This window comes from Salidesulfovibrio brasiliensis JCM 12178 (assembly GCF_001311825.1).
GTDB lineage: Bacteria > Desulfobacterota > Desulfovibrionia > Desulfovibrionales > Desulfovibrionaceae > Pseudodesulfovibrio > Pseudodesulfovibrio brasiliensis.
In genome coordinates this window covers 35603-55731 of the sequence record NZ_BBCB01000011.1, presented here as the reverse complement: position 1 = coordinate 55731, position 20129 = coordinate 35603, and the positions used below count along the sequence as shown (strand labels likewise).

Sequence of the window (20129 nt, the reverse complement as noted above, 5' to 3'; positions counted from 1 at the left end):
CGCCCATGAAGTCGTCGCGCAGGCGGGCGGTGCCGCATGCGGCCACGCAGCAGCCGCACTCGATGCAGCGTTCGAGCTCGTAGATCTGCTCGGCCACCTCGTTGTCCATGCGCTCTTCGTCAGCCTTGGGGTCGAAGACCTTGGTGGTATGAATCCAGGACTCGGTCTTGGCGTACATTTCGCGGAACCAGACGCCCGTATCCACGGACAGGTCGCCCACCAGCTTGTAGACCGGCAGCGGATGCAGCGTGATCTTGCTGGGCTGGTCCTTGGTCTTGGTCTGGCATGCCAGGCCGGGTTTGCCGTTGATGACCATGGCGCACGCCCCGCAGATGCCCGCGCGGCAGCAGAAGTCGAAGATGAGGCTCGGGTCCTGCTCTTCGCGCAGCCTGTTCAGGGCGATGAACAGGGTCATGTTCGTGGTTTCCTCAAGAACGAACGTCTGCATGTGCGGGACGTCGCCCTTCTTTTCAGGATTGTACCGGAATATTTCGAATTCAAGTTGTCTACCCATGATGCATTCCTTTCTTGAACCGGGTTACTTCTTCTTTCCGATTTCGGTGACCGGACTCTTGACCGTGCGCTCTTCCACATACTTCTCGTCGGCGGGGATGATGGAGCCGCCGCCGTAGCCGCGGTCGCCCGGGGGGAGTTCGAACACCGAGGTGGTGTCTTCGTAGACGAGTTCGGGCATGTTCGCGCCTTCGGGCCAGTAGGCCAGCGTGCGGTTGAGCCAGTCCTTGTCGTTGCGCTCGGGGTAGTCTTCGCGGTTGTGGGAACCGCGCGATTCGGTGCGCTTCAGAGCGGCCTGCGCGATGCACAGGGCCAGCTTGACCTGTCCCTGAATCTTCAGCGCGGCGGCCAGCTCGTGGTTTGCGCCCACGCCGTCGGAGACGAGGCCGACCTTGGTGGCCTTTTCCAGCGTGCCCTGAAGCGTTTCAACGCATTCTTCGAGGCCGTCGTTGTTGCGGAAGACGAAGCAGCCCTTCATGAGCGCTTCCTGCATTTCGTTGCGCACGTCGTAGACGTTCAGCTTGCCGTTGCGGCCGCTGATGAGGTCCTTGATGCGCTCTTCCTGCTTCTTGACCTGCGCGTTGATGGAGCCGGTGTCGAAGCTGGTTTCGTAACCCTTGAGGAATTCGACGATCTTGCCGCCGATGATGCCGCCCGCGACCACGGTCTCGGCCAGCGAGTTGCCGCCGAGACGGTTGAAGCCGTGCATGTCCCAGCAGGCTGCTTCGCCTGCGGAGAACAGCCCCTTTAGGCCGTATGCCGCGCCGTCGCGGTCCGTGCGGATGCCCGCCATGGTGTAGTGCTGGGTGGGGCGCACGGGAATCAGTTCGTGCCTCGGGTCAACGCCGAGGAAGTGGTGGCAGATTTCGTCCACTTCGCGCAGCTTGGTGGAGATGTGCTTGTCGCCGAGATGGCGGATGTCCAGCCAGAGGTGCTCGCCGTAGGGGCTCTTGACGCCCTTGCCCTGACGCATGTGGTGGGTCATCCAGCGGGAGACCACGTCGCGGGAGGCAAGCTCGGCCTTGTCAGGCTCGTAGATGTTCATGAACCGCTCTTCGTTGACGTCGAGCAGGGTTCCGCCGTCGCCGCGACAGCCTTCGGTCACGAGGATGTCGGTGGGCACGATGCCGGTGGGGTGGAACTGGATGGATTCCGGGTTGCCGATGGGCACCATGCCGGTGTCGTGGGCGATGATGTGGCCGCCGCCGTCACAGATGACCGCGTTGGTGGTGGCCTTGTAGATGCGCCCGAAACCGCCGGTGCAGATGGCGGTCGCCTTGGCGAGGAACACTTCGAGCTTGCCGGTGCGCAGGCAGCGGACCACCGCGCCCATGCAGGTTTCGTCGTTATGGATCAGCGCGATGGCTTCCTTCTTGTCGAACACGTCGATGCCCAGCTCGGCGCAGCGGTTGTCCATGGTACACATGACCGCGTGGCCGGTGCCGTCCGACGTGTAGCAGGTGCGCCACTTGGCGGTGCCGCCGAAGGAACGTGCGGTGATGAGCCCCTCGTTCTCTTCCTTTTCGTATTTTTCAAACTTCTCGCCGCCCTTGAAGAAGAAGGACTTGCCCGGCACCACGCGGTTCCAGGGCACGCCCCAGTGGGCGAGGCGACGCATTTCGATGGGGGCGTTGTCGGCGAAGAGGCGCGCGACTTCCTGGTCGCAGCCCCAGTCAGAGCCTTTGACGGTGTCGATGAAGTGGACGTCGGGACAGTCGCCGTCGCCCTTGGCGCAGTTGCCAAGCGCGGCCTGCATGCCGCCCTGTGCTGCGGAGGAGTGGGACCGACGGGCGGGAACGATGGAGAGGCAGGTGGCCTTGAAGCCGTTCTGTGCCGCTTCGCAGGCGACGCGTTCTCCGGCGAGTCCTGCGCCGATGACCAGCAGATCTGAGTAGTATGTTTGCATTGAAAGAACCTCGCTAGCCTAACGTTACAAAGCGGATCAGGGTGATGACGCCGATGACCATGAAGATGGTGAAGAGCGTCATCTCGAACTTCTTGAAGCCCTTGCGCCTTCGGCCTTCACGAATCCCCACTTCACGCCGATGCGGTAGAAGCCGACGCTGACGTGGAGTTCCACGCAGGGAAGCAGGATCATGTAGAAGATGAACCACCAGAACTGCTGCATGCGTGCGGCGGACTTGGCGGCGGTGATGGGCAGGTCGGTGAGGACCACCCACATGTGGATGGCGCCGAGGATCAGGATGATCATGGCGGTGACGGCCTGCACGACCCAGAGCCAGGTGTCGCGATGCTTGAGCATCTTTGCGTGCTTCCAGATGGTGTTCTGGTTCTCGACGCGGAAGGGAATCTTGCGCGCGGCGAGGAAGAAGTGGACAAGGAAGGTAAGGAAGATAAGGGGGCCGCCGACCTGAGCCATGTAGGTGGCTTCAAAGAAATGGGCGATGGCGTTCATGATCTTCGGCGAGATGACAACGGACGAGACCAGAAGCATGTGGCACCACATGAAAAGAATCAGTCCCGCGCCGGTGAGCATCTGCAGCCAGTCGAGTCCTGCGTCGACTCGTGATGCGCCTGCAACGATTGTTGTGTTGGCTTTCGTCATACTGTTCACCTGTGGTTTGTGGAATTGAAAGTTGATAACCTGGGCCGGGGCAGCGCGTTGGAAACCGATGTCATGGCGATGCGCCCATCGGTTGAGCTTCGATTCGGCGAGGGATGCCTATGGTCCCAGCGTCCCGCATAAAACCCTCCTCTTGAATGTGGCAGTTGGCAGAACTTTGGATCGCAACGCGGTGACATGAGCAACACGCGTGCCATCGCCCTGCGGCCGAAAAGCCGCATGGACGCAGGGTTTTATAATCGGGGAAAAAGAGAATCGGCGGATTTTCGCCCAATGCGGAGGAGAGGTGAGCGAAAATCCGCCGAAGCGGTAAGTCTAGGAGCGGCTCAGGCCGTATTTGGCCATCTTTTCGTTGAGGGTTCTGCGAGGAATCTGAAGGTCGTCCATGACGCATTTGATGTTTCCGTCGTGGCGGTCGATGGACTTCTGGATAAGGTGGCGCTCGAACAGGCTGACCTGATCCCGCAGGCTGACCGAGGATTCCCCGCAGTCGATGACCTTGCCAGAAAGGAGCTTGGGGATGCGCTGCTCGGCAGGGAGCCCCGAGAGCACGAATCGCTCGGAAAGGCTCTTGAGTTCGCGGACGTTGCCGGGCCAGTCGTGGCTCATCATCAGGGCGAGGCTCTCGGACGGCAGGCTCTCGGCGGGGCGGCCGTAGGTGTCGGCAGCGCGTTCGAGGAAGAACGAGAAGAGCAGCGGGATGTCATCCTTGCGTTCGCGAAGCGGCGGCACGGTGATCTCCATGGTGTTGAGCCGGAAGTACAGGTCCTCGCGCAACCGGCCGTCTTCAATGGCCTTCTGGGGCTCGTCGTTCATGGCGGAGATAAGCCGGAACTCCACCGGCCGGGGCGTATTGTCGCCCAGCGGGGTGATCTCGCGGCATTCCAGCGCGCGAAGCAGCTTGCCCTGAACGTCCATGGGCATGGAGCTCAACTCGTCGAGAAAGAGCGTGCCGCCCTTGGCCGCCTCCAGCTTGCCCACGCGGCTGCCCTGTGCGCCGGTGAACGCGCCGTTCTTGTGCCCGAACAGCTCGCTCTCGGCCATGTTCACGGGGATGGCGGCGCAGTTGAGGGCGAGGTAGGGGCCTTGCGCCTGCCGCTCATCTCATGGATGGAGCGGGCGATGACTTCCTTGCCCGTGCCGGTCTCGCCGAGGATGAGCACGTTGGCGATGGTGGGGGAGATGTGCGTCAGTTCGCGCTTGAGTTCGCGCATGGGCTGGCTGGTGCCCACCAGCCGGGAATCAAGGCCCTCGTTTTCTTCCAGAGCCTTTTTCAACTGCCGGTTTTCAAGGACCAGCCGCCGTTTTTCCAGTGCGCGCTTGATGGTCTCCACGATCCGTTCCGGGTCGAAGGGCTTTTCCACGAAGTCGTAGGCCCCGCCCTGAATGGCTTCCACGGCCATGGCGATGTCGCCGTGGCCGGTAAACAGGACCACCGGGATGTGCGGGTCTATGGCGGCGATCTCCTTCTGGAACGCCAGCCCGTCAAGGCCGGGCATCTTCACATCCGAGAGCACGATGCCCGCGTAATCTGTGGTGATGGTCTTGAGCGCCTCGCGGGCGTCCTCGTAGTCGTCTACCGTGAAATCGGACAGCTCAAGCCACTGTCTCGCGGAATCCCTGACGGATTGTTCATCATCGACCAGTATCACATGCATGGTCTCATTCCTTGTCGGAGTTGGCTAAAGGCAGGTGCAGGAAAAACTCCGCGCCGAGTTCGGGATGGTTCCCGGCCCGGATCTTTCCGCCCATGTCCTTGATGATTTTGTACGAGATGGAAAGGCCGAGGCCGAGGCCCACGCCTTCCTTCTTGGTGGTCACGAACGGCTCGAACAGGCGGTTTCCGATCTCTTCGGCGATGCCCGGCCCGTTGTCCCAGACGTGTATCCGGGCCTTGTCGCCTTCTGTGGTGAGGGAGACGCCGATGAGCGCGGCACGGGTGTCCTGCATGGAGTCGAGCGCGTTCCGGAACAGGTTGATGAGCACCTGCTCAAGCCTGACCCTGTCGCCCACGACCTGAATGGGGGAATCCGGAAGGTTCAGGTCCAGCTCGCAGGCTTCCACCTGAAACTGGTGCTTCATGAGCGTGAGGGATTCGTCGATGGCCAGCCTGAGGTCGAACTCGCTCTTCTTGTTCGAGGACTTGCGCACGAACGACTTGAGCTGGCCCGTGACCTTGGCCATGCGGTCCCCGAGTTCGGAAATCTTGTTGAGGTTCGGGGAGAGGTCGTCCAGCTTGCCACGGCTGAGCATGAGGCGGCTGCTGGCGATATAGGTCTTGATGGCCGCGATGGGCTGGTTCAGTTCGTGAGCCACGGCCGTGGCCATCTCCCCGAGCGCGGCCAGCTTGCCCGCCTGCACAAGCTCTTCCTGTGCGGCGCGCAGTTCCTTTTCCGTGCGCTTTCTTTCCTCGATTTCAAGGGCAAGCTGCTTGTTCATTTTTCGAATACGCTCGGCCTCAATCGCCTGCTGGCGTGACAGCTCCCGCTGGCTGCGCTCCCGCAGGAACATGCGCGTGAGGATGGCCAAGCCGACCAAAACGAAAGAGGTCAGCGCCGTGCCGAGGGTGCGCTCCCAGAGGGGCGCTTCGTTCATGAGGTAGCTGATCTGCCAGTCCATGCCCGGTATGGAGCGCGAGTTGCGCAGGAACCGCTCCTTGCCGATATGCAGCTCCCTGAAGCCGAGCAGGTAGGATGTCCGGGAGGCCAGCGCCTTGAGCTTCGGCTCCGGGTACTGCCAGCGTTCGTGGATTTCCGAGAGGGTGTCCTTGGAGAGCGGCACGAGGGTGCGGTACTTCCACTTGGGGCGGCTGGAAAGGACGATGACGCCATTGGAGTCGGCCACGAAGACGGTTTCCCCGCCTTCCTGCCAGAGCGTTTCGAGCGGCGAGAGCACAACCTTGGTCGCCACGACGCCCACCACGTCGTCCCTGATTCGGATGGGATGTGACAGGTAGAAGCCCGGCTCACCGGCCATGACGCCCACGCCGAAGAATTTTCCGCCGGAGCCTTTCATGGCGTCCTTGAAATAGGGGCGGAACTTGAGGTCCAGCCCGATGAAGCTGTCCCGTTCGGTCCAGTTGCTGGCGGCCACGACAATGCCGTCATTGTTCAGAACATATATGGCCGCGGACTCGGCCTTCTGGTTGGCCGCCTGCAAAAAGACGTTCACCTCGAGCTTGTTGCCGCCCTTGGTGACGAGTTCCTTGATGATGCTTGTCTGCGAGACGAGGAAGGGCAGATATTCATAGCGTTGCAGCGCGGAGTTGAGGGTGCGCTCATAGAGGGCAAGGCGTTCGTTTGAGACGCGCTCAAGGTCCTGAAGGTAGTCGTACTGCACCAGCAGCGCCACGATGAGCGGAACGCCGAGCATGAAGAGCAGCCCGGTGAATATGGGCAGGGCCCTGAATTTCGTCTCCGTGAAGATCGGCATGTGTGCGTCCGTCCCGGTTGATCGTGTATTCCGGAAAAGCGCCCCTTCGGCGCGTTTCTTCTTCCGGTTTTTGCCAATATAGGCGGAAATCCGCTCATCGAAAAGAGTTTTTCGGAACAAATGCAGTATTTGTTGTATTGTAACTCTTTGTAACGACAACTGTTTCCGCAGAAAGACCGTCTGCGGTCACAGGGATGTTTGCAAGGGGGGTGCCGATTTGCGGCGATGGGCTATCTGCGTCCCGCCGGAGCGTCGGGGAGCGGGAAATTGGTGGTCGCGGTCACGGTTCTGTCCCGGCCGAACCACATGGCCGCGCTTCTTGGGAAGAACTTCCGCATCAGGGGGCGTCCTTCTTCCGGCCCGAGGATGAAGAGCATGGTGGCGAGGGCATCGGCCTTTTCCGCGCTGTCTGCGATGACGGTCACACCGATGGAACGATTGGCCGAGCGCATGCTGAACGGGTTCATTATATGGTGGCGGCGCTGGGTGCCGCTCTCGTCGTTCATGTCCACATACTGCTGGTAGTCGCCAGAGCCGCAGACCGCCTGCTCGCGGATGGAGAGCGTGGCGTAGGTTCCGCGTTGTCTCGGGTGACGGATTCCCACCTTCCACGAGCGGTCGCCAAAGCAACGGAAGTCCCCACCCGCCTCGACGATTCCGGCCCTGATCCCTTGGGAGCGCAGCAGCTCCACGGCTTCATCTATGATGGCCCCCTTGGCTATGCCGCCGAGGTCGAGGGCCATGCCTTTTTTCTTCAGCCGCACGCGCCTGTCGGCGGTGTCCAGCTCCACGAGGCGATAGTCGACGAGGTGCCGCTTGGAGTCGGCCAGCGCGTCGCTCATGGCGTAGTAGAGCGGCGAGGTGGTCAGCGCGCCGATGGTGGGGTCGAACGCGCCGTCGCTGACCTCGCTGTAGAGGAGCGCTCGTTCGATGAGATCGTATGCCTCGGCAGTGGGCTTGACCCAGTATTCTCCTGCAGAGCGGTTGATGCGGGCGATGGAGCTTCTGATCTGCCGGAAGTCGTAGTCGTTCTGGGATTCGCGCATGGCGGCAAGCGCTTTGCGGGCCGCCTCGTCTGCCGTGTTCTTGTCTGCGGTCTCCAGCGTGAGCCGGACCACTGTTCCCATGGCCACGTCCTTGTAGCGGTAGACGTGTTCGTCCCGCGAAGGCGGCGAGAGCGTCGGCTCCGCGGGCAGAAAGGCCATGCCGAAGGCCGTCGCCAGCACGGCACAGCTCATGGCCGTGGCAACGGTCCAGCTGCGGGTCAGGCCGAGTCGCTCGATGGGGCCGTTCAGCAGCAGCGGAATGGCCGCAGAGACGCCGACGATGCCCCCGAATTGCAGAGCCGTGCCCACGGCGTAGTTGTTCTGGATGAGCAGGCCGCCGATGATTGGGCCGATCAGGAAACCGGTTCCGGCGGCGGCGTGGGCCATGCCGAAGACCGCCCCCTGCCGCCGGGAAAAGTCGGAGGCGAGGGCCATGGCCGTGGGCGCGGAGAGGGCTGCGCCAAGGCCCATGATGGAGCCGTAGGCGGCAAAGTCCCAGTGTGTTGTCGCGGCGCCGATGCCGAGGAGGCCACAGCCGCTGACAATCATGCCCGCAGCCACGGTGAACGGCCCGTTTCCTCTGCGAAGGCGCGGGCCGATGATGGGCAGCGCGAGGCAGGTGACGAAGCTCGGCAACGCGAAAAGCAGCCCAAGCATGAAGCCCTGATTGGCAAGCGACTGGGCGAGCATGATCGGATAGAACGCTGCGGCGAGGCCGATGCCGAGGGTTCGTCCGGTCAGGGCCAGAAACAGGTGTGGGGCGTATCGCCGCTCGGCGGATTCTTGCCGGGCGGGAGTGGCCTGTGTCGTCTTGGTGTGCAGACCGAAGGGGAGCAGGAAGGCGGTGGCGAGCATGGAGAGGATCATGAACACGCAAAGTCCTGCGATGACGGGCATCATGCTGCCGTTGAAGTAGAGCAGTCCGCCGAGAAGCGGCCCGGCCACAAGGGCCACGTTGAAGGCCAGCGTATGGAAGGCGAAGCAACGGGCCAGTGTCTCGCGGGGCATGCTGGCGCCGAGGACCGCCTGTCCCAATGGTTTCATCAGGCCGGAGACGAGGCCAAGGCAGAACTGGATGGTGTACAGCACGGGCAAACTCTGGTCCACGAAGTAGATCAGCGGTACCACGGAGCCGAACGCGGCAGCTCCGATAAGCAGTGGTCTCGGACCGACTTTATCCGAGAACAGCCCGGCAACGGGAGCGGTCAGCAGCTTGGCGAGGTAGAACCCGGCAAAGGCGCTGCCGAGCCATGCGCCGGTGACTTTCTCATCAAGGCTGGAGAGCGGGATGGTGAAGGAAAACAGGCCGATGGCGAGCGTAGCGGCAAAACCGCCGATGATGACGCAGCAAGGACCCGCTGGTCCCGCGCTGCCGTATGTGTCTCGCTCATGCTGTTCGTCATGCCGTCCATCCGTTTGGGGCTGAAGCTGTAGTTCCCGTTGGCGTTTGCATATATCGGGCCGGGAGAAGGCTCACTGTGGTCGAGTCCGCGACGCTGTTTTCGGATAGATCATTTCCGCCAAGAAAAAAAGACCCATGGGTTGTTCGCAATCGTGTTCAAGCAACAGGGCTGTCTGATTTGTTGCGGCATGGTTGTCCATTGTCGGAAAAGTATTGTATGGTGTTGAATCCTGTGCGGTGTTTTTCGAACAAGCACCAAGCAACATCTATATGTTACGGAGAAGCCATGCGATACATAGCGTCTGTTGTCCTGATGATCCTGCTGGCCGTGCCCGTGTGGGCAGAGCCGTTCATGTCCCCCGAAGACGTCCGTGAAGCTGCGGGTTATGAAAAAACCGTTGTTGCGAAAGGGCTGAATCACCCGTGGGGCATGGCGTGGCTGCCAGACGGGGGGCTGCTGATTACCGAGCGGCCGGGCAGGGTGCTTCTGCTTCGTGATGGTGATATCCGCCCGGTTCCCGGCAGTCCCGATGTCCTGACCGAGGGGCAGGGCGGGTTGCTGGACATCGCGGTGCACCCGGATTTCAAGTCGAACGGGCTTGTCTATTTCACGCTGGCCACCGGGAACAAGCACGCCAACCATACGGCGCTTGCTCGCGCGCGGTTTGACGGGCAGCGTTTCTCGAACATCAAGATACTTTTCACGGTGCCGCAGCTCAAGGCCGGTGGACAGCATTTCGGCTCCAGGATCGTCTGGCTGCCGGATGGAACCCTGCTCATGTCCACGGGGGATGGCGGCAACCCGCCGGTCCGCGTGGACGGCAAGTTGGCACGCAAGCACGCGCAGGACCTCAAGAGCCACCTTGGCAAGGTGCTTCGGTTCAATGACGACGGTTCGCCGGTGAACGGGGGCGCTTTCGAGGCCCGTCAAGGTGTGCCGGAACTCTATTCCATCGGGCACCGCAATATTCAGGGCATGGCATATGACCCGATTCGCGAAACAGTCTGGGCCAGCGAACACGGCGCAAAGGGCGGGGATGAACTGAATCGCATAGCGGAAGGTGAAAACTACGGCTGGCCCGAGGCCACGTATAGCAAGGAGTACATGTTCTCCCTCGAGATTTCCGAGTATACCAGCCTGCCGGGCATGGTTGATCCGTCGCTGGTCTGGCAGTCCGGCATTGCGCCCTCCGGCCTCTGCCTTTACACTGGTGATGTTTTTCCGCAGTGGAAGGGCGATCTCTTTGCGGGCGGCCTGCGGGGCAAGACCGTGCGTCGCCTCATCCTTGATGATTCCGGAAACGTGACCGGGGAGGAGGCCATCCCCATGAGCGAGCGCGTGCGTGACGTTCGGCAGGGGCCTGATGGCAGAATCTATATCCTGACGGATCAGACCGATGGCAAATTGATACGGCTGGATCCTGCGGAAAGATGACGTTTTTTGTTTTCCCGGAGTAATTGCTGGCGTGTTGCTTTCACCAATAGTATATGCTGCCCGTTCAGTTCCTGTGCATTTCGGATTGAAGGTATGAAAAAAAACGTTAAATACATCTCTTTCGCATTGATCGTCATGTTGTTTTATCCTTCACAAGGGTGGACAAAGGATAAAGTGACTTGGCTTGTCTCCAACTTTCCCCCCATTCACATTGCCGAAGGGTCGTTCTCAGGAAAGGGGTACGGAGATTATGTTACTGATCTGCTCATTGAAAACCTGCCCGAGTATAAACACGAAAAGATTCAGAGCAATTTCATCCGGTCTCTGGAGATGCTCAAGCAGAAGGAGCGTGTGGTACACCCTGCGCTTTTGAAACGAGCTGACCGTGAAAAGTACATCCTGTTCTCAATTCCCACCTATGTCCATTTTCCAAGCGGCCTGTTGATTCTCAAGAACCATTTGAAATTGTTCGAGCCTTTCATGGACAGCGAAGGACGCGTTTCTTTGGAGGACATCCTTGTACACAGCCAGATGAAGGTGGGTGTTGCAGCTGAAAGGGCCTATGGATCGTCCATTGATGAGCTTCTTCTGAAGTACAGAGGGCATGCGAATATTGTTATCAGCCACAAAGTGTATTTGCTGGCTGACATAATTGCCATGCTGCTGTCGCAGCGGTTGGACTGTGCGCTGGGGTATCCTGAAGAGGGGAGATTTGTCGCCAGAACAATGAATAGAGACGAAGACTTGATTTGGCTGCCCGTGCAGGGGATGCCAGAATACGTGTTGTCCTACGTTGGTTTTCCTGATGACGAGTGGGGGAAGGTGTTGGCTGAAAGAGTAAATGCGATACTGAGAAAGCATCGCAACACGTCAGAGTTTCATGCTGCGTATGAATACTGGCTGGATAGGGCAAGCGTTAAGCGCTATAGAGAAAATATGGATATAATCGAAAGTGTTCAAGGTCTTTCCGAGAAAGCGGTGAGCGAATAGACAGGAACTATGTATTGCATCGGGGATGGAGCATTATCACCTGCTTCTGATAAAATCGCCTTGAGGTGTTCGATCGCCATGAACGATATGCTTGAATACGTTGACTGGTCTTTTGCTCTGAATCCGTGTTATTTTCAGGTTTATTAAAAAAAGTTCTTTACTTTTAAAGATAAATGAACGAAGTACTCAGGAGCTCCGCGAGACTGGACGCATGATTACTTCTTTCCAAACGGGCCGTTAAGACGTCCCGCCCATCATCGAGATTTTTTTCACCGTACCAGAGCTTTCCAAGTATCCCCTGGTGATACCCAGGAGCGACTGCCGTCACGCGCTGTCGCCCATGTTTTCTTTTCACACAAGGTGAATATGACCTTTACGCAATTTTCTTTCGATTCCCGCATTGAGGCGGGAATCAAATCCTGCGGTTACTCCGCGCCGACCCCGATCCAGAATCAGACCATTCCATTTGTCCTTGAGGGACGCGACGTCATGGGCCTCGCCCAGACCGGCACCGGCAAGACCGCGGCGTTCGCCCTGCCGATCCTGCAGCGTCTTCTCAATAAGAAATCCGACAAAAAGGGCCCCAGCGTCCTCGTTCTTGCCCCGACCCGCGAGCTGGCACTCCAGATTCGCGAGAGCTTCGCCGAACTCGGCAGCCGCACGGGCATCAACAGCTGCTCCATCATCGGCGGTGTCGGAATGAACCCGCAGATCAAGGCCTTCCACAGGTCCAAAGTCGTGATCGCCTGCCCGGGCCGCCTTCTGGGGCACATCCGCAACGGCGACATCAGCCTGAAGGGCATCGACACGCTGGTGCTCGACGAAGCCGACAGGATGCTCGACATGGGCTTCATGCCGGACATCAAGCGCATCATCGCCCAGCTTCCGGCCAAGCGCCAGAACCTGCTCTTTTCCGCGACCATGCCGAAGGACATTCAGGTCTTTGCCAAGCGCATCCTTGTGGACCACGAGGTCGTCAAGGTCGATCCGAAGGCTCCGGTCACGAGCATCAAGCACGTCTTTCACAAGACCCAGAAGAGCCGCAAGGCCCATATCCTCAACGATATCCTGAAGCGCGACGAGCACCAGAACATGCTGGTATTTACCCGTACCAAGCATCTGGCCAAACGTCTGGCCCAGAAGCTCAGCAATAGCGGCTACAATTCGATCTCGCTGCAGGGCAACATGAGTCAGGCTCAGCGCCAGAAAGCCTGAACGGGTTCCGCGACGGTCGTTTCAACGTCATGGTCGCAACGGACATCGCCGCGCGCGGCATCGACTGCGACAACATCACGCACGTCATCAACTATGACATGCCGGATACCGTTGAGACCTACACCCACCGCATCGGCCGCACTGGCCGCGCCGGTCGCTCCGGCAGCGCGGTGAGCTTCATCACCCCGGATGACGCCGATCAGGTGCGCGCCATCGAAAGGAACCTGAACCTCACCATCGAGCGGATTGTCGACCCCGAGGCCGACAACCGGCATGCCCGCAAGGACACGCGCTCCACACTTCCCCGCAAGCAGAACCGCCCGAGCAACGGCGGCGGCAGGCGGAAATCCCGTCCCCGTCGCGGCGCAGCGGCTTAACTCGCTTTTCAGCGGTCCATTCGACGGTGTTCAGCCTGATGGCTGAACCCGTCGGGGCCGAAGTACGCAACCATTTGATGGTGCCTGCAATTTCGCGGCATCACCGATATCAATACAACACTCACAGGAGAAACCATGTCCAAGAAACTATACGTCGGCAACCTTGCCTGGACTACCACTGAAACTGAAATCCGCGACGCTTTCGGCGCTCACGGTGAAGTCACCTCCGTCAACCTGATCGAAGACCGTGAAACCGGCCGCGCCCGTGGCTTCGGTTTCGTCGAAATGGATGACGACGGTGCAGACGCCGTCATCGCCAACTTTGACGGCAAAGAATTCGGCGGCCGCAACCTCAAGGTCAACGTGGCCAAGCCCCGCGTTGAGCGCCCCCGCTGGTAGTCTTCCGAATCGTCTGACATAAGGCCCCTCCCCTGCAAAAGGGGAGTGGGCATAAGAAAAGCCCCGGTGCCATGCACCGGGGCTTTTTACCTGATGGAGAGTGCCGCGTTATGCGGAATCGCCGAGGATGCGTTCCCCGGCAGGGTGGAGAGCGTCTCTTCAAGGGCGCGCAACACCTCGGGATCGTATTTGCCCTTCATCTCGGCAAGAATACGCATGACCTCCTGCGGATTCTTGGCACCTCTGTGGGCGCGGGGGCGGATCATTGCGCAGAATGCATTGAGCACCGAGAGGATGCGCGCCGGGCGCGAGATGGCCTCGCCCGAGAGCTTTTTCGGGTAGCCCGAACCGTCCAGCCGTTCGTTCATCTGGTAGATGGTCCGAAGCACGCCTTCGTCGATGTCGATGTCCTTGAGGATGCGGTAGGCGTAATCCACGTGCGTTTCCATGATCTCCTTTTCCTCCGGGCTCAGGCGCTCCGGCTTGGTCAGGATGTCCTTGGGAACGAACATTTTGCCTATCTGAGAGAGGTTGGCCGCGGTTTCCAGTTCGGCCACGTCCATCTCGGGAAGGCTGAGCGCACGGCCCACTTCGACGGAAAGCCCGGCCATGAGCTTTGTGTGGCCGCCGAGGTACGGGTCTGCAGCCTCAATGGTGCTGCCGAGGGCTTCGAGCGCGCGCCGGATGAGCCGACGGTTCTTTTCCTGCGCGGCAACGAACTCCGTGATGTCGCGGAAGACTTCCACCACGCCGAGGCAGTTTCCGTTCCCGTCGTAGTAAGGCGATTTGGAAATCTGGAACTGGTGGCGCTTGGACTGCAGGTAGATGACCTCGTTGATGATCGCCTTGCCGTGCTCCGTGCAAACCGCGCTGTCGGTGGCATTGAGGCGTTTGGCTGTGTCGAAGCCGAAGATGGCCTCGGTGTCCATGCCGATGATCTCTTCCTCACTCCGGCCCACGGCCTGTGCAAAGGCATCGTTTACGTAAACGTATTTGCCGCTGATGTCTTTGAGGGTGATGAATTCCTGAATATTGGCGTTGATCGAATCGAGCAGACGTTTCTGGTTCTCGATGTGCTCTGCCAGTCGGCGGAATTCTTCGGCGGTGCGCTGGTTGTGCATGCCTGCACGGACCCACCACGCCAGACCGCCCGCCAGCAGGATGGCCAGAATGCCGAGTCCGGCCACGGTGTAAGCCGTTCCCGAGAACGTCTGAATCGGTGCGGTGGCCGCTGCGTGGTCAATCTCCTGAACGACCCACCAGTGCGGACCGTTAGTCATTATGCCCACGGAGTACACCTTGCGGTCCGGATCGGAAAGGCTCGACCTGTCTGCAAAGGGCAGGTTGCCGCTGTTGTTGAAGTCGGTCTGGAAGACCACCGTGCTGAATCCTTCAGCGCTCCACGGCGTCACTTCCTGATATGCGCCGTTGGTCTCCTGCATGAGCCGCGTCTTTTCCCCTTCGGCCGAGAGCGCGGAGTTGGAGAGCAGTTCGGTGAGTTTCCCGGCTACCTGACGGGTCAGCATCAGTGCGGCCACAGGTTTTTCGTCGCCGTTCGCATCAGGCGGGAAGATGGGCACGTAAATGTCCAGCGCAAGCCCCTGCGGGGTTTTCCTGAGCGGTGAGAAGGTGGCCTTTCTGTCGGTCATGGCCGACTGGGCGCGTTCGATTTCAGTATCGTCCATGGGCGGCAGGTGGCCATCCGATGCCAGATAGGCGATCCCTTCACGGTTGAGGATGCGGGCCGAGACAAAGCCGGAGTAGGTGCAGAACTCTCGCAGGATATTCTGCATCATGGGAAGCTGCTCGGCCAGCTCTGCGCCTTCAGCGCCCTCGGCAGCCCCGGCAGCGCCGAAGATGAGCGAGAGGTCGCCGGAAAACGTGTCCACCTCTGCGGCGTAAAGCCGGAACATGTCGGATTTGATAAGCCTGTCTCCACGCTGGGAAAGCTCGGAGAGCCACGCGTTGAATACATCGGCACGGCCAAGGGCGACAAGCTCCAGACGACGCTCCACGCCTTTGATGACGCTTTCCCGTTTGTCCTCGACGGTCTGCTGCGCGATGAGCAGGCTGCCCAGCGCGAACAGCACGGCGAATGCGGCGATCACGCCGAGCTTGAGCCCGAAGCGCTGCCTGCCAGTGCCCTTAGGCACCCCTACCTCTGTCCATTTTTGTTTTTTCATAACAACTCCATCAGGTTATAGAAATTCGGGCCTGCTGGGGCCGGATCTCTCTTTGTATGTGGTCAGTCATCAAGCTTGGTTCGGGGAACATGCATCCACCGGTACTTTTCATTCACCGAATAGTGCGGCACGTAGTGCGTGTAGCGGTCGTGCGGCAGCACCATCACGGTTTGGTTGTCGAGAACAAAGATTTCGCCGTCGAGGTAGACGGCCAGCACGGCGTGGCCGATGTTGCGAATCATGTCCTTGAGCGCCACGATGCGCATATCTTCCACGGAAAAGCCGAGTTCTTTGAGCGCGTAATATTTGGCAATGGCGTAGTCTTCGCAATCGCCGGATTTTTTGAGAAATTCGAACGGGGTGGCCCAGTAGTCGCTCCGGCCGTAGTTGGCCTTGTCCAGTCTGTAGGGCCACTGATTGAAGAAACGGTTCACGGCCTTGAGCTTCTCCATGGGTGGCTTGTCCGAGACCTGATCTTTCAGTTTTTGCCAACCGGAGCGCGAGGGCAGCCCCGAAGTCTTTGCACCCTGAAAATACCCCTTCCACAGCCGCATTTTCTGGAGCACGCCGGTCCATTTGGGCAGCCGGGTGATGGTGCCCTTGAATTCCATGGTGCCGAAAAGTTCCGGCGGCTTGTCATGAGAGTCCTGCGCATGGGCACGGGGCGCAAGGCACGCAAAACATACGACCGCGAGGGCCGTGATGAATGTGCGCTGTGCGGCGCGGCGTATGCGCAAGGGGCTGATCATCCGGTTAGCGTTCCCGCAGCGTTCTGCTTCGCCTTCAGGATGGGCTTGAGCAGGTAGTCCAGCACGGACTTCTTGCCGGTCAGCACGTCTACCTGAGCGGTCATGCCCGGCATGATCGGCAGGCTTTCTCCCTGATACCTCAACGCGTTGGACTTCGTTCTCACCTTGATGAGGTAGTAGTTGTCCCCCTTTTCGTCCTGAATGGTGTCTGCGCTGATGTGCTCCACGGTGCCTTCGAGTCCGCCATAGATGGAGAAGTCGTAGGCCGTGATCTTGACCTGCGCCTTCTGGCCGGGGTGCACGAAGGCAATGTCAGCGGGCTTGATCTCCGCCTCGATGAGCAGGGTGCTGTCCAGCGGCACGATCTCCATGATGGATTCGCCGGGCTGGACCACGCCGCCGAGGGTGTTGATCATGATTGTCTTGACGATTCCGCGCACGGGCGAACGCACATCCGTGCGGGTGACACGGTCGCTGCGGGCCGAAAGGGTCTCGTTGATGGAGATGAGTTCGAGGCGCCGTTCGTTCAGCTCGTTGAGCGCCTCGCTCTTGAACTCCGCCCGGCGCTGCTCGATACGGTTTTTCTCTTCCTCCGCAGCCTGTCTGGCTCTCGGGATGCCGAGGGACAGGGCCTCGACGTCGCCGCGAAGCTCAAGGACTTTCTGTTCCAGCGAGAGGAAGTCCAGTTCGGAGTGAATCTGTTTTTCCACCAGCGGCTTGGTGATGTCCCGCTGCCGCTCGGCCACCTTGAGGCTCTGGAGGAGCTGCCGCCTGCGACTCTGCATTTCGGTCACTTCCTGCTTCTTCTGCAGGTATTCGCTTTCCAGAAGGCTCAGGTCGATGCGAAGCTGTTCCTTGCGCGCATTGAAGATGCGCAGCTGGTCTTCCACCAGTTGCGGGGCTTTTTCCTTCAGTTCATCGCTGAAAACGGGTTCTGTTTCATCGACTTCTGCCACGAGGCGGGCAATGGCCGCGCGGTGTTCCAGCGACTTGGCAAAGGCGTCGCGGTAGTAGCTGGCCGCCTGCTCGTTGCGCAACCTGCACAGGAGGGTGTCCTTATCCACCTGCTGGCCTTCGTAAACGAATATTTCGCTCAGGATGCCGCCTTCGAGGTTCTGGATTTCCTGTACGCGCTGGGAGGGGATGACCTTGCCGAAGCCGCGCGTGACCTCTTCCAGTTCGGCGAAGTATGCCCATATCAGAAAACCCACCAGCATGATGATGACGGATGAGGACATGATATAGGCGATACGGCGGCCGCGCCCGTACAGGGCCTGGTCCACCTCGGACATGTAGAGGAGCGTTTCGCGTTCGTGTTGTTTGTTTTTCATGATGGCCTCACATGGCAACCTTGATCTTTCCGGACTTGAGGCCTTCGAGAACGGCCTGCTTGGGCCCGTCCACGACGATGCGGCCCTTGTCCATGACCACCAGCCGGTCCACGAGATCCAGCATGGAGTGGCGGTGCGTGATGAAAATGGCCGTCTTTTCCTTGAGATACGGAGCCAGTCGCATCTTGAGCTGCTGCTCGGACTGGTTGTCCATGTTGCTTGACGGTTCGTCCATGATCAGAATCTCCGGGTCCGGCAGAAGGGCGCGTGCGATGGACACCGCCTGCCGCTGCCCGCCAGAGAGGGACGAGCCGCGCTCGCCGACCTTCATGGCGTATCCCGCAGGGTGGTCGCGGACAAACTCGTCCACGCCCGCGATTTCGGCAGCGTTCTTGATGGAGAGGTCGTCCGCCTCGGGCAGCCCGAAGGCGATGTTGTCCCTGAGGGTTCCGTAAAAGAGCAGCGGGTCCTGCGAAACGTACCCGACCTTGCGCCGCAGGTTGGCGACGTCCATCTGGCGCAGGTCGATGTTGCCGACCTTCACGGAGCCTTTCACCGGCTGGTAGAGCCCGACGCAGAGCTTGCCGAGCGTGGATTTCCCGGCCCCGGTGCGGCCGATGATGCCCACCTTTTCGCCGGGCTTGAGATGCAGTCGGACTTCGTTCAGCACCGCCTTGTCCGTGCCGGGGTAGCTGAAGGAGACCTCGTCCACGTCAAGTGTTGGTTCGATCTCGCCGTAGTGGAAGGTGTCCTTGTCGTCGGGCCGCTCGCTGGGCAGGTCCATGAGCAGGTTCAGGGCGTTGAGGGCCATGCGCGACTGCTGCAGACGCGAGAGCAGCCCGGCTACGGCGCTGAGCGGTGCCATGGCGCGGCTTGAAAGGATGTTGCAGGCGATGAGCCCGCCCATCGAGAGCTGGCCTTCGGCGATCTGGTACACGCCGATGATGATGATCGCCACGCTGACCATCTGGGTGATGAACACGGAAAAGGTGATGGAGATATTGGCCAGCACCTTGGCGCGGCTGTTGGAGAGCGCGGACATGCCGACCACGTTTTCCCAGCGGGCCTGCATGCGGCCTTCGGCCATGCTGGTCTTGATGGTCTCCAGCCCCTGCACTATCTCGAAAAGCAGGGCGTTTTTCTGGGTGCTCTCCTTGTAGTGCGTCTCAATGATGTGCTGAAAGGGCATCTGCATGAACAGGCCCACGAGGATGACGATGGGCACCGCGATGACGATGGGCCAGACCAGCGGCCCGCCGATGTAGTAGACCACCCAGATGAAGAGCAGCAGGAACGGCAGGTCGATGAGCGCCACCAGCGAACTGGAGCTGAAAAACTCCCGCAGTGATTCGAACTCGCGGATGTTGTTGGCCACGGCCCCCGCGGATTCGGGCATGTGGTCCAGCCGGGCGGACATGAGGTGTTGCATTATCCGGCTGCCGATGAGCACGTCCGCGTTGCGGCCCGCCACATCGACGAAATAGCTGCGCAGGTTTTTGAGCAGGAAGTCGAAGAGGTAGCTATGCCGATGCCGATGGCCAGCGCCCAGAGCGTATCGAGCGCGTTGTTCGGTATGACCCTGTCGTAGACGTTCATTATGAACAGCGGTGAGGCCACGATGATCAGGTTGGTCATGATGCTGGCCGCTATGACATGCCGGTACACCGGCCAGAACCGCAGGATCACATCCCAGAACCAGCGCTTGGCTTTCACCAGCCGCAACTTGCTGGCGCGGGCGTCCAGACGGCTTTTACGGCGGCAGAAGATGGCGTACCCGGTGTATTCTTCATCCAGCTTTTCCAGCGCGATTTCCGTCTCGGTCATCCCATGGCCGGGAAGCAGCACGCGGGCCGTGGTGTCGTCGAAATCCACCAGCACACAGGCGTTGCCGCCGCGCAGCAGCAGAATGCAGGGCATCACCAGCCGGGTGATGCTTTGCACTTCGGGCCGGTGCACCGTCTTGGCGGAGATGCCGATCTTGTCTGCAGCACGGACCATGGAGGCTGCGGTAATGACCTTTTCCTGCTGCGGGATGCCTGCCTTGAGCGTGGCCGAGGAGACCGGCCTTCCAAGCAGTCGGCTGATTATGGAAAGGCAGATCACCAGCGGCGGCTGGTAGTCTATGTCCTTGGGCGAAAGTCGCTCGTCCGGACGGTCCGTTGCGGCCTTGTCGTCAGGTCCGGCGGCGGTCTGCTCTCCGGACGGGTTCTTTTCTCTGGTCTCTTCGGCCATTGTGTTTGCCTGCCTGATCGTTATTCGGATATCGGCGCGGAGGTCGTGCCGGGGATTAACATGGTCTCAAATTTCAACTTTTCCAGTCGCGTTGATTTTGTCAAGGACGGAAATGGCCTATCTTCCCGCTCGGAGCAACGTTTTCAGCAAAAAAAGCTGTCGGACCATACCGGGATTCTTTGACGCGCGCCCCTGATATCGGTACATCGTAGTAGACCGGTATCGTTGCGCGATCTCTGCC

Annotated in this window: 13 protein-coding genes and 3 pseudogenes; 4 read left to right on the top strand and 12 right to left on the bottom strand. The window is 59.9% G+C overall.

The features are described 5' to 3' along the window. The 7 genes and pseudogenes from JCM12178_RS05335 to JCM12178_RS05310 all read right to left on the bottom strand — a co-directional run. Nucleotides 1-514: fumarate reductase iron-sulfur subunit (locus tag JCM12178_RS05335; protein WP_054649420.1), on the bottom strand; the 514-nt coding region annotated here is incomplete at its 3' end. A gap of 24 nt (nucleotides 515-538) precedes the next feature. Further along, entirely contained in the window at nucleotides 539-2419 is a 1881-nt protein-coding gene (locus JCM12178_RS05330) for a fumarate reductase flavoprotein subunit (RefSeq protein WP_054649419.1), read from the bottom strand. Between the two features lie 13 nt (nucleotides 2420-2432). Next, nucleotides 2433-3079 (bottom strand): annotated as a pseudogene (locus JCM12178_RS05325) (succinate dehydrogenase/fumarate reductase transmembrane subunit). Between the two features lie 333 nt (nucleotides 3080-3412). Next, nucleotides 3413-3706, bottom strand: a complete 294-nt coding sequence (locus JCM12178_RS19415) for a helix-turn-helix domain-containing protein (protein WP_245628638.1) — start codon at nucleotides 3704-3706, stop codon at nucleotides 3413-3415. After that, nucleotides 3704-4755: pseudogene (locus JCM12178_RS05320) on the bottom strand (sigma-54-dependent transcriptional regulator); the annotation flags it as partial. The pseudogene JCM12178_RS05320 and the gene JCM12178_RS19415, both read right to left, overlap by 3 nt. Nucleotides 4756-4759: 4 nt before the next feature. Further along, entirely contained in the window at nucleotides 4760-6529 is a 1770-nt protein-coding gene (locus tag JCM12178_RS05315; protein WP_054649417.1) for a sensor histidine kinase, read from the bottom strand. Between the two features lie 230 nt (nucleotides 6530-6759). Next, the gene (locus JCM12178_RS05310; protein WP_245628637.1) at nucleotides 6760-8913 is read right to left on the bottom strand and encodes an MFS transporter; all 2154 of its coding nucleotides are present in this window, start codon (nucleotides 8911-8913) and stop codon (nucleotides 6760-6762) included. A gap of 350 nt (nucleotides 8914-9263) precedes the next feature. Here JCM12178_RS05310 and JCM12178_RS05305 point away from each other — a divergent pair, with 350 nt between their 5' ends. The 4 genes and pseudogenes from JCM12178_RS05305 (at nucleotide 9264) to JCM12178_RS05290 (ending at nucleotide 13393) form a co-directional block, all read left to right on the top strand. Next, nucleotides 9264-10412 (top strand): PQQ-dependent sugar dehydrogenase, encoded by a 1149-nt coding sequence (locus JCM12178_RS05305; RefSeq protein ID WP_054649415.1) that lies wholly within the window; start codon nucleotides 9264-9266, stop codon nucleotides 10410-10412. Between the two features lie 93 nt (nucleotides 10413-10505). Then, the gene (locus JCM12178_RS05300) at nucleotides 10506-11402 is read left to right on the top strand and encodes a TIGR02285 family protein (protein ID WP_054649413.1); all 897 of its coding nucleotides are present in this window, start codon (nucleotides 10506-10508) and stop codon (nucleotides 11400-11402) included. Nucleotides 11403-11768: 366 nt separating this feature from the next. Beyond that, nucleotides 11769-12994: pseudogene (locus tag JCM12178_RS05295) on the top strand (DEAD/DEAH box helicase). A gap of 135 nt (nucleotides 12995-13129) precedes the next feature. Beyond that, a complete protein-coding gene (locus JCM12178_RS05290) occupies nucleotides 13130-13393 on the top strand; it encodes an RNA recognition motif domain-containing protein (RefSeq protein WP_054649411.1) in 264 nt (87 codons plus the stop codon). Between the two features lie 86 nt (nucleotides 13394-13479). Here JCM12178_RS05290 and JCM12178_RS05285 read toward each other — a convergent pair whose 3' ends face one another. From JCM12178_RS05285 to JCM12178_RS19405, 5 genes are all read right to left on the bottom strand, one after another. Next, entirely contained in the window at nucleotides 13480-15576 is a 2097-nt protein-coding gene (locus tag JCM12178_RS05285; RefSeq protein ID WP_157054768.1) for an HD domain-containing phosphohydrolase, read from the bottom strand. 62 nt (nucleotides 15577-15638) lie between these two features. Beyond that, nucleotides 15639-16313, bottom strand: coding sequence for a transglutaminase-like cysteine peptidase (locus JCM12178_RS05280; RefSeq protein WP_245628634.1), 675 nt, complete (start codon nucleotides 16311-16313; stop codon nucleotides 15639-15641). A gap of 8 nt (nucleotides 16314-16321) precedes the next feature. After that, complete coding sequence (locus JCM12178_RS05275; protein ID WP_054649407.1) at nucleotides 16322-17656, bottom strand: HlyD family type I secretion periplasmic adaptor subunit; 1335 nt, start codon at nucleotides 17654-17656, stop codon at nucleotides 16322-16324. Nucleotides 17657-17663: 7 nt separating this feature from the next. Further along, nucleotides 17664-19127, bottom strand: a complete 1464-nt coding sequence (locus JCM12178_RS05270; protein ID WP_245628633.1) for a type I secretion system permease/ATPase — start codon at nucleotides 19125-19127, stop codon at nucleotides 17664-17666. Further along, nucleotides 19085-19888, bottom strand: coding sequence for a cysteine peptidase family C39 domain-containing protein (locus JCM12178_RS19405; protein WP_245628632.1), 804 nt, complete (start codon nucleotides 19886-19888; stop codon nucleotides 19085-19087). The genes JCM12178_RS05270 and JCM12178_RS19405 overlap by 43 nt, the downstream gene beginning before the upstream one ends. Nucleotides 19889-20129 lie beyond the last annotated feature (241 nt).

Excerpts from the sequence above, each read along its gene's own strand:
- JCM12178_RS05330 (WP_054649419.1), bottom strand. The coding sequence starts at position 2,419 with ATGCAAACATACTACTCAGATCTGCTGGTCATCGGCGCAGGACTCGCC.
- JCM12178_RS19415 (WP_245628638.1), bottom strand. The coding sequence starts at position 3,706 with ATGAGCCACGACTGGCCCGGCAACGTCCGCGAACTCAAGAGCCTTTCC.
- JCM12178_RS05315 (WP_054649417.1), bottom strand. The coding sequence starts at position 6,529 with ATGCCGATCTTCACGGAGACGAAATTCAGGGCCCTGCCCATATTCACC.
- JCM12178_RS05305 (WP_054649415.1), top strand. The coding sequence starts at position 9,264 with ATGCGATACATAGCGTCTGTTGTCCTGATGATCCTGCTGGCCGTGCCC.
- JCM12178_RS05300 (WP_054649413.1), top strand. The coding sequence starts at position 10,506 with ATGAAAAAAAACGTTAAATACATCTCTTTCGCATTGATCGTCATGTTG.
- JCM12178_RS05290 (WP_054649411.1), top strand. The coding sequence starts at position 13,130 with ATGTCCAAGAAACTATACGTCGGCAACCTTGCCTGGACTACCACTGAA.
- JCM12178_RS05285 (WP_157054768.1), bottom strand. The coding sequence starts at position 15,576 with ATGAAAAAACAAAAATGGACAGAGGTAGGGGTGCCTAAGGGCACTGGC.
- JCM12178_RS05275 (WP_054649407.1), bottom strand. The coding sequence starts at position 17,656 with ATGAAAAACAAACAACACGAACGCGAAACGCTCCTCTACATGTCCGAG.
- JCM12178_RS19405 (WP_245628632.1), bottom strand. The coding sequence starts at position 19,888 with ATGGCCGAAGAGACCAGAGAAAAGAACCCGTCCGGAGAGCAGACCGCC.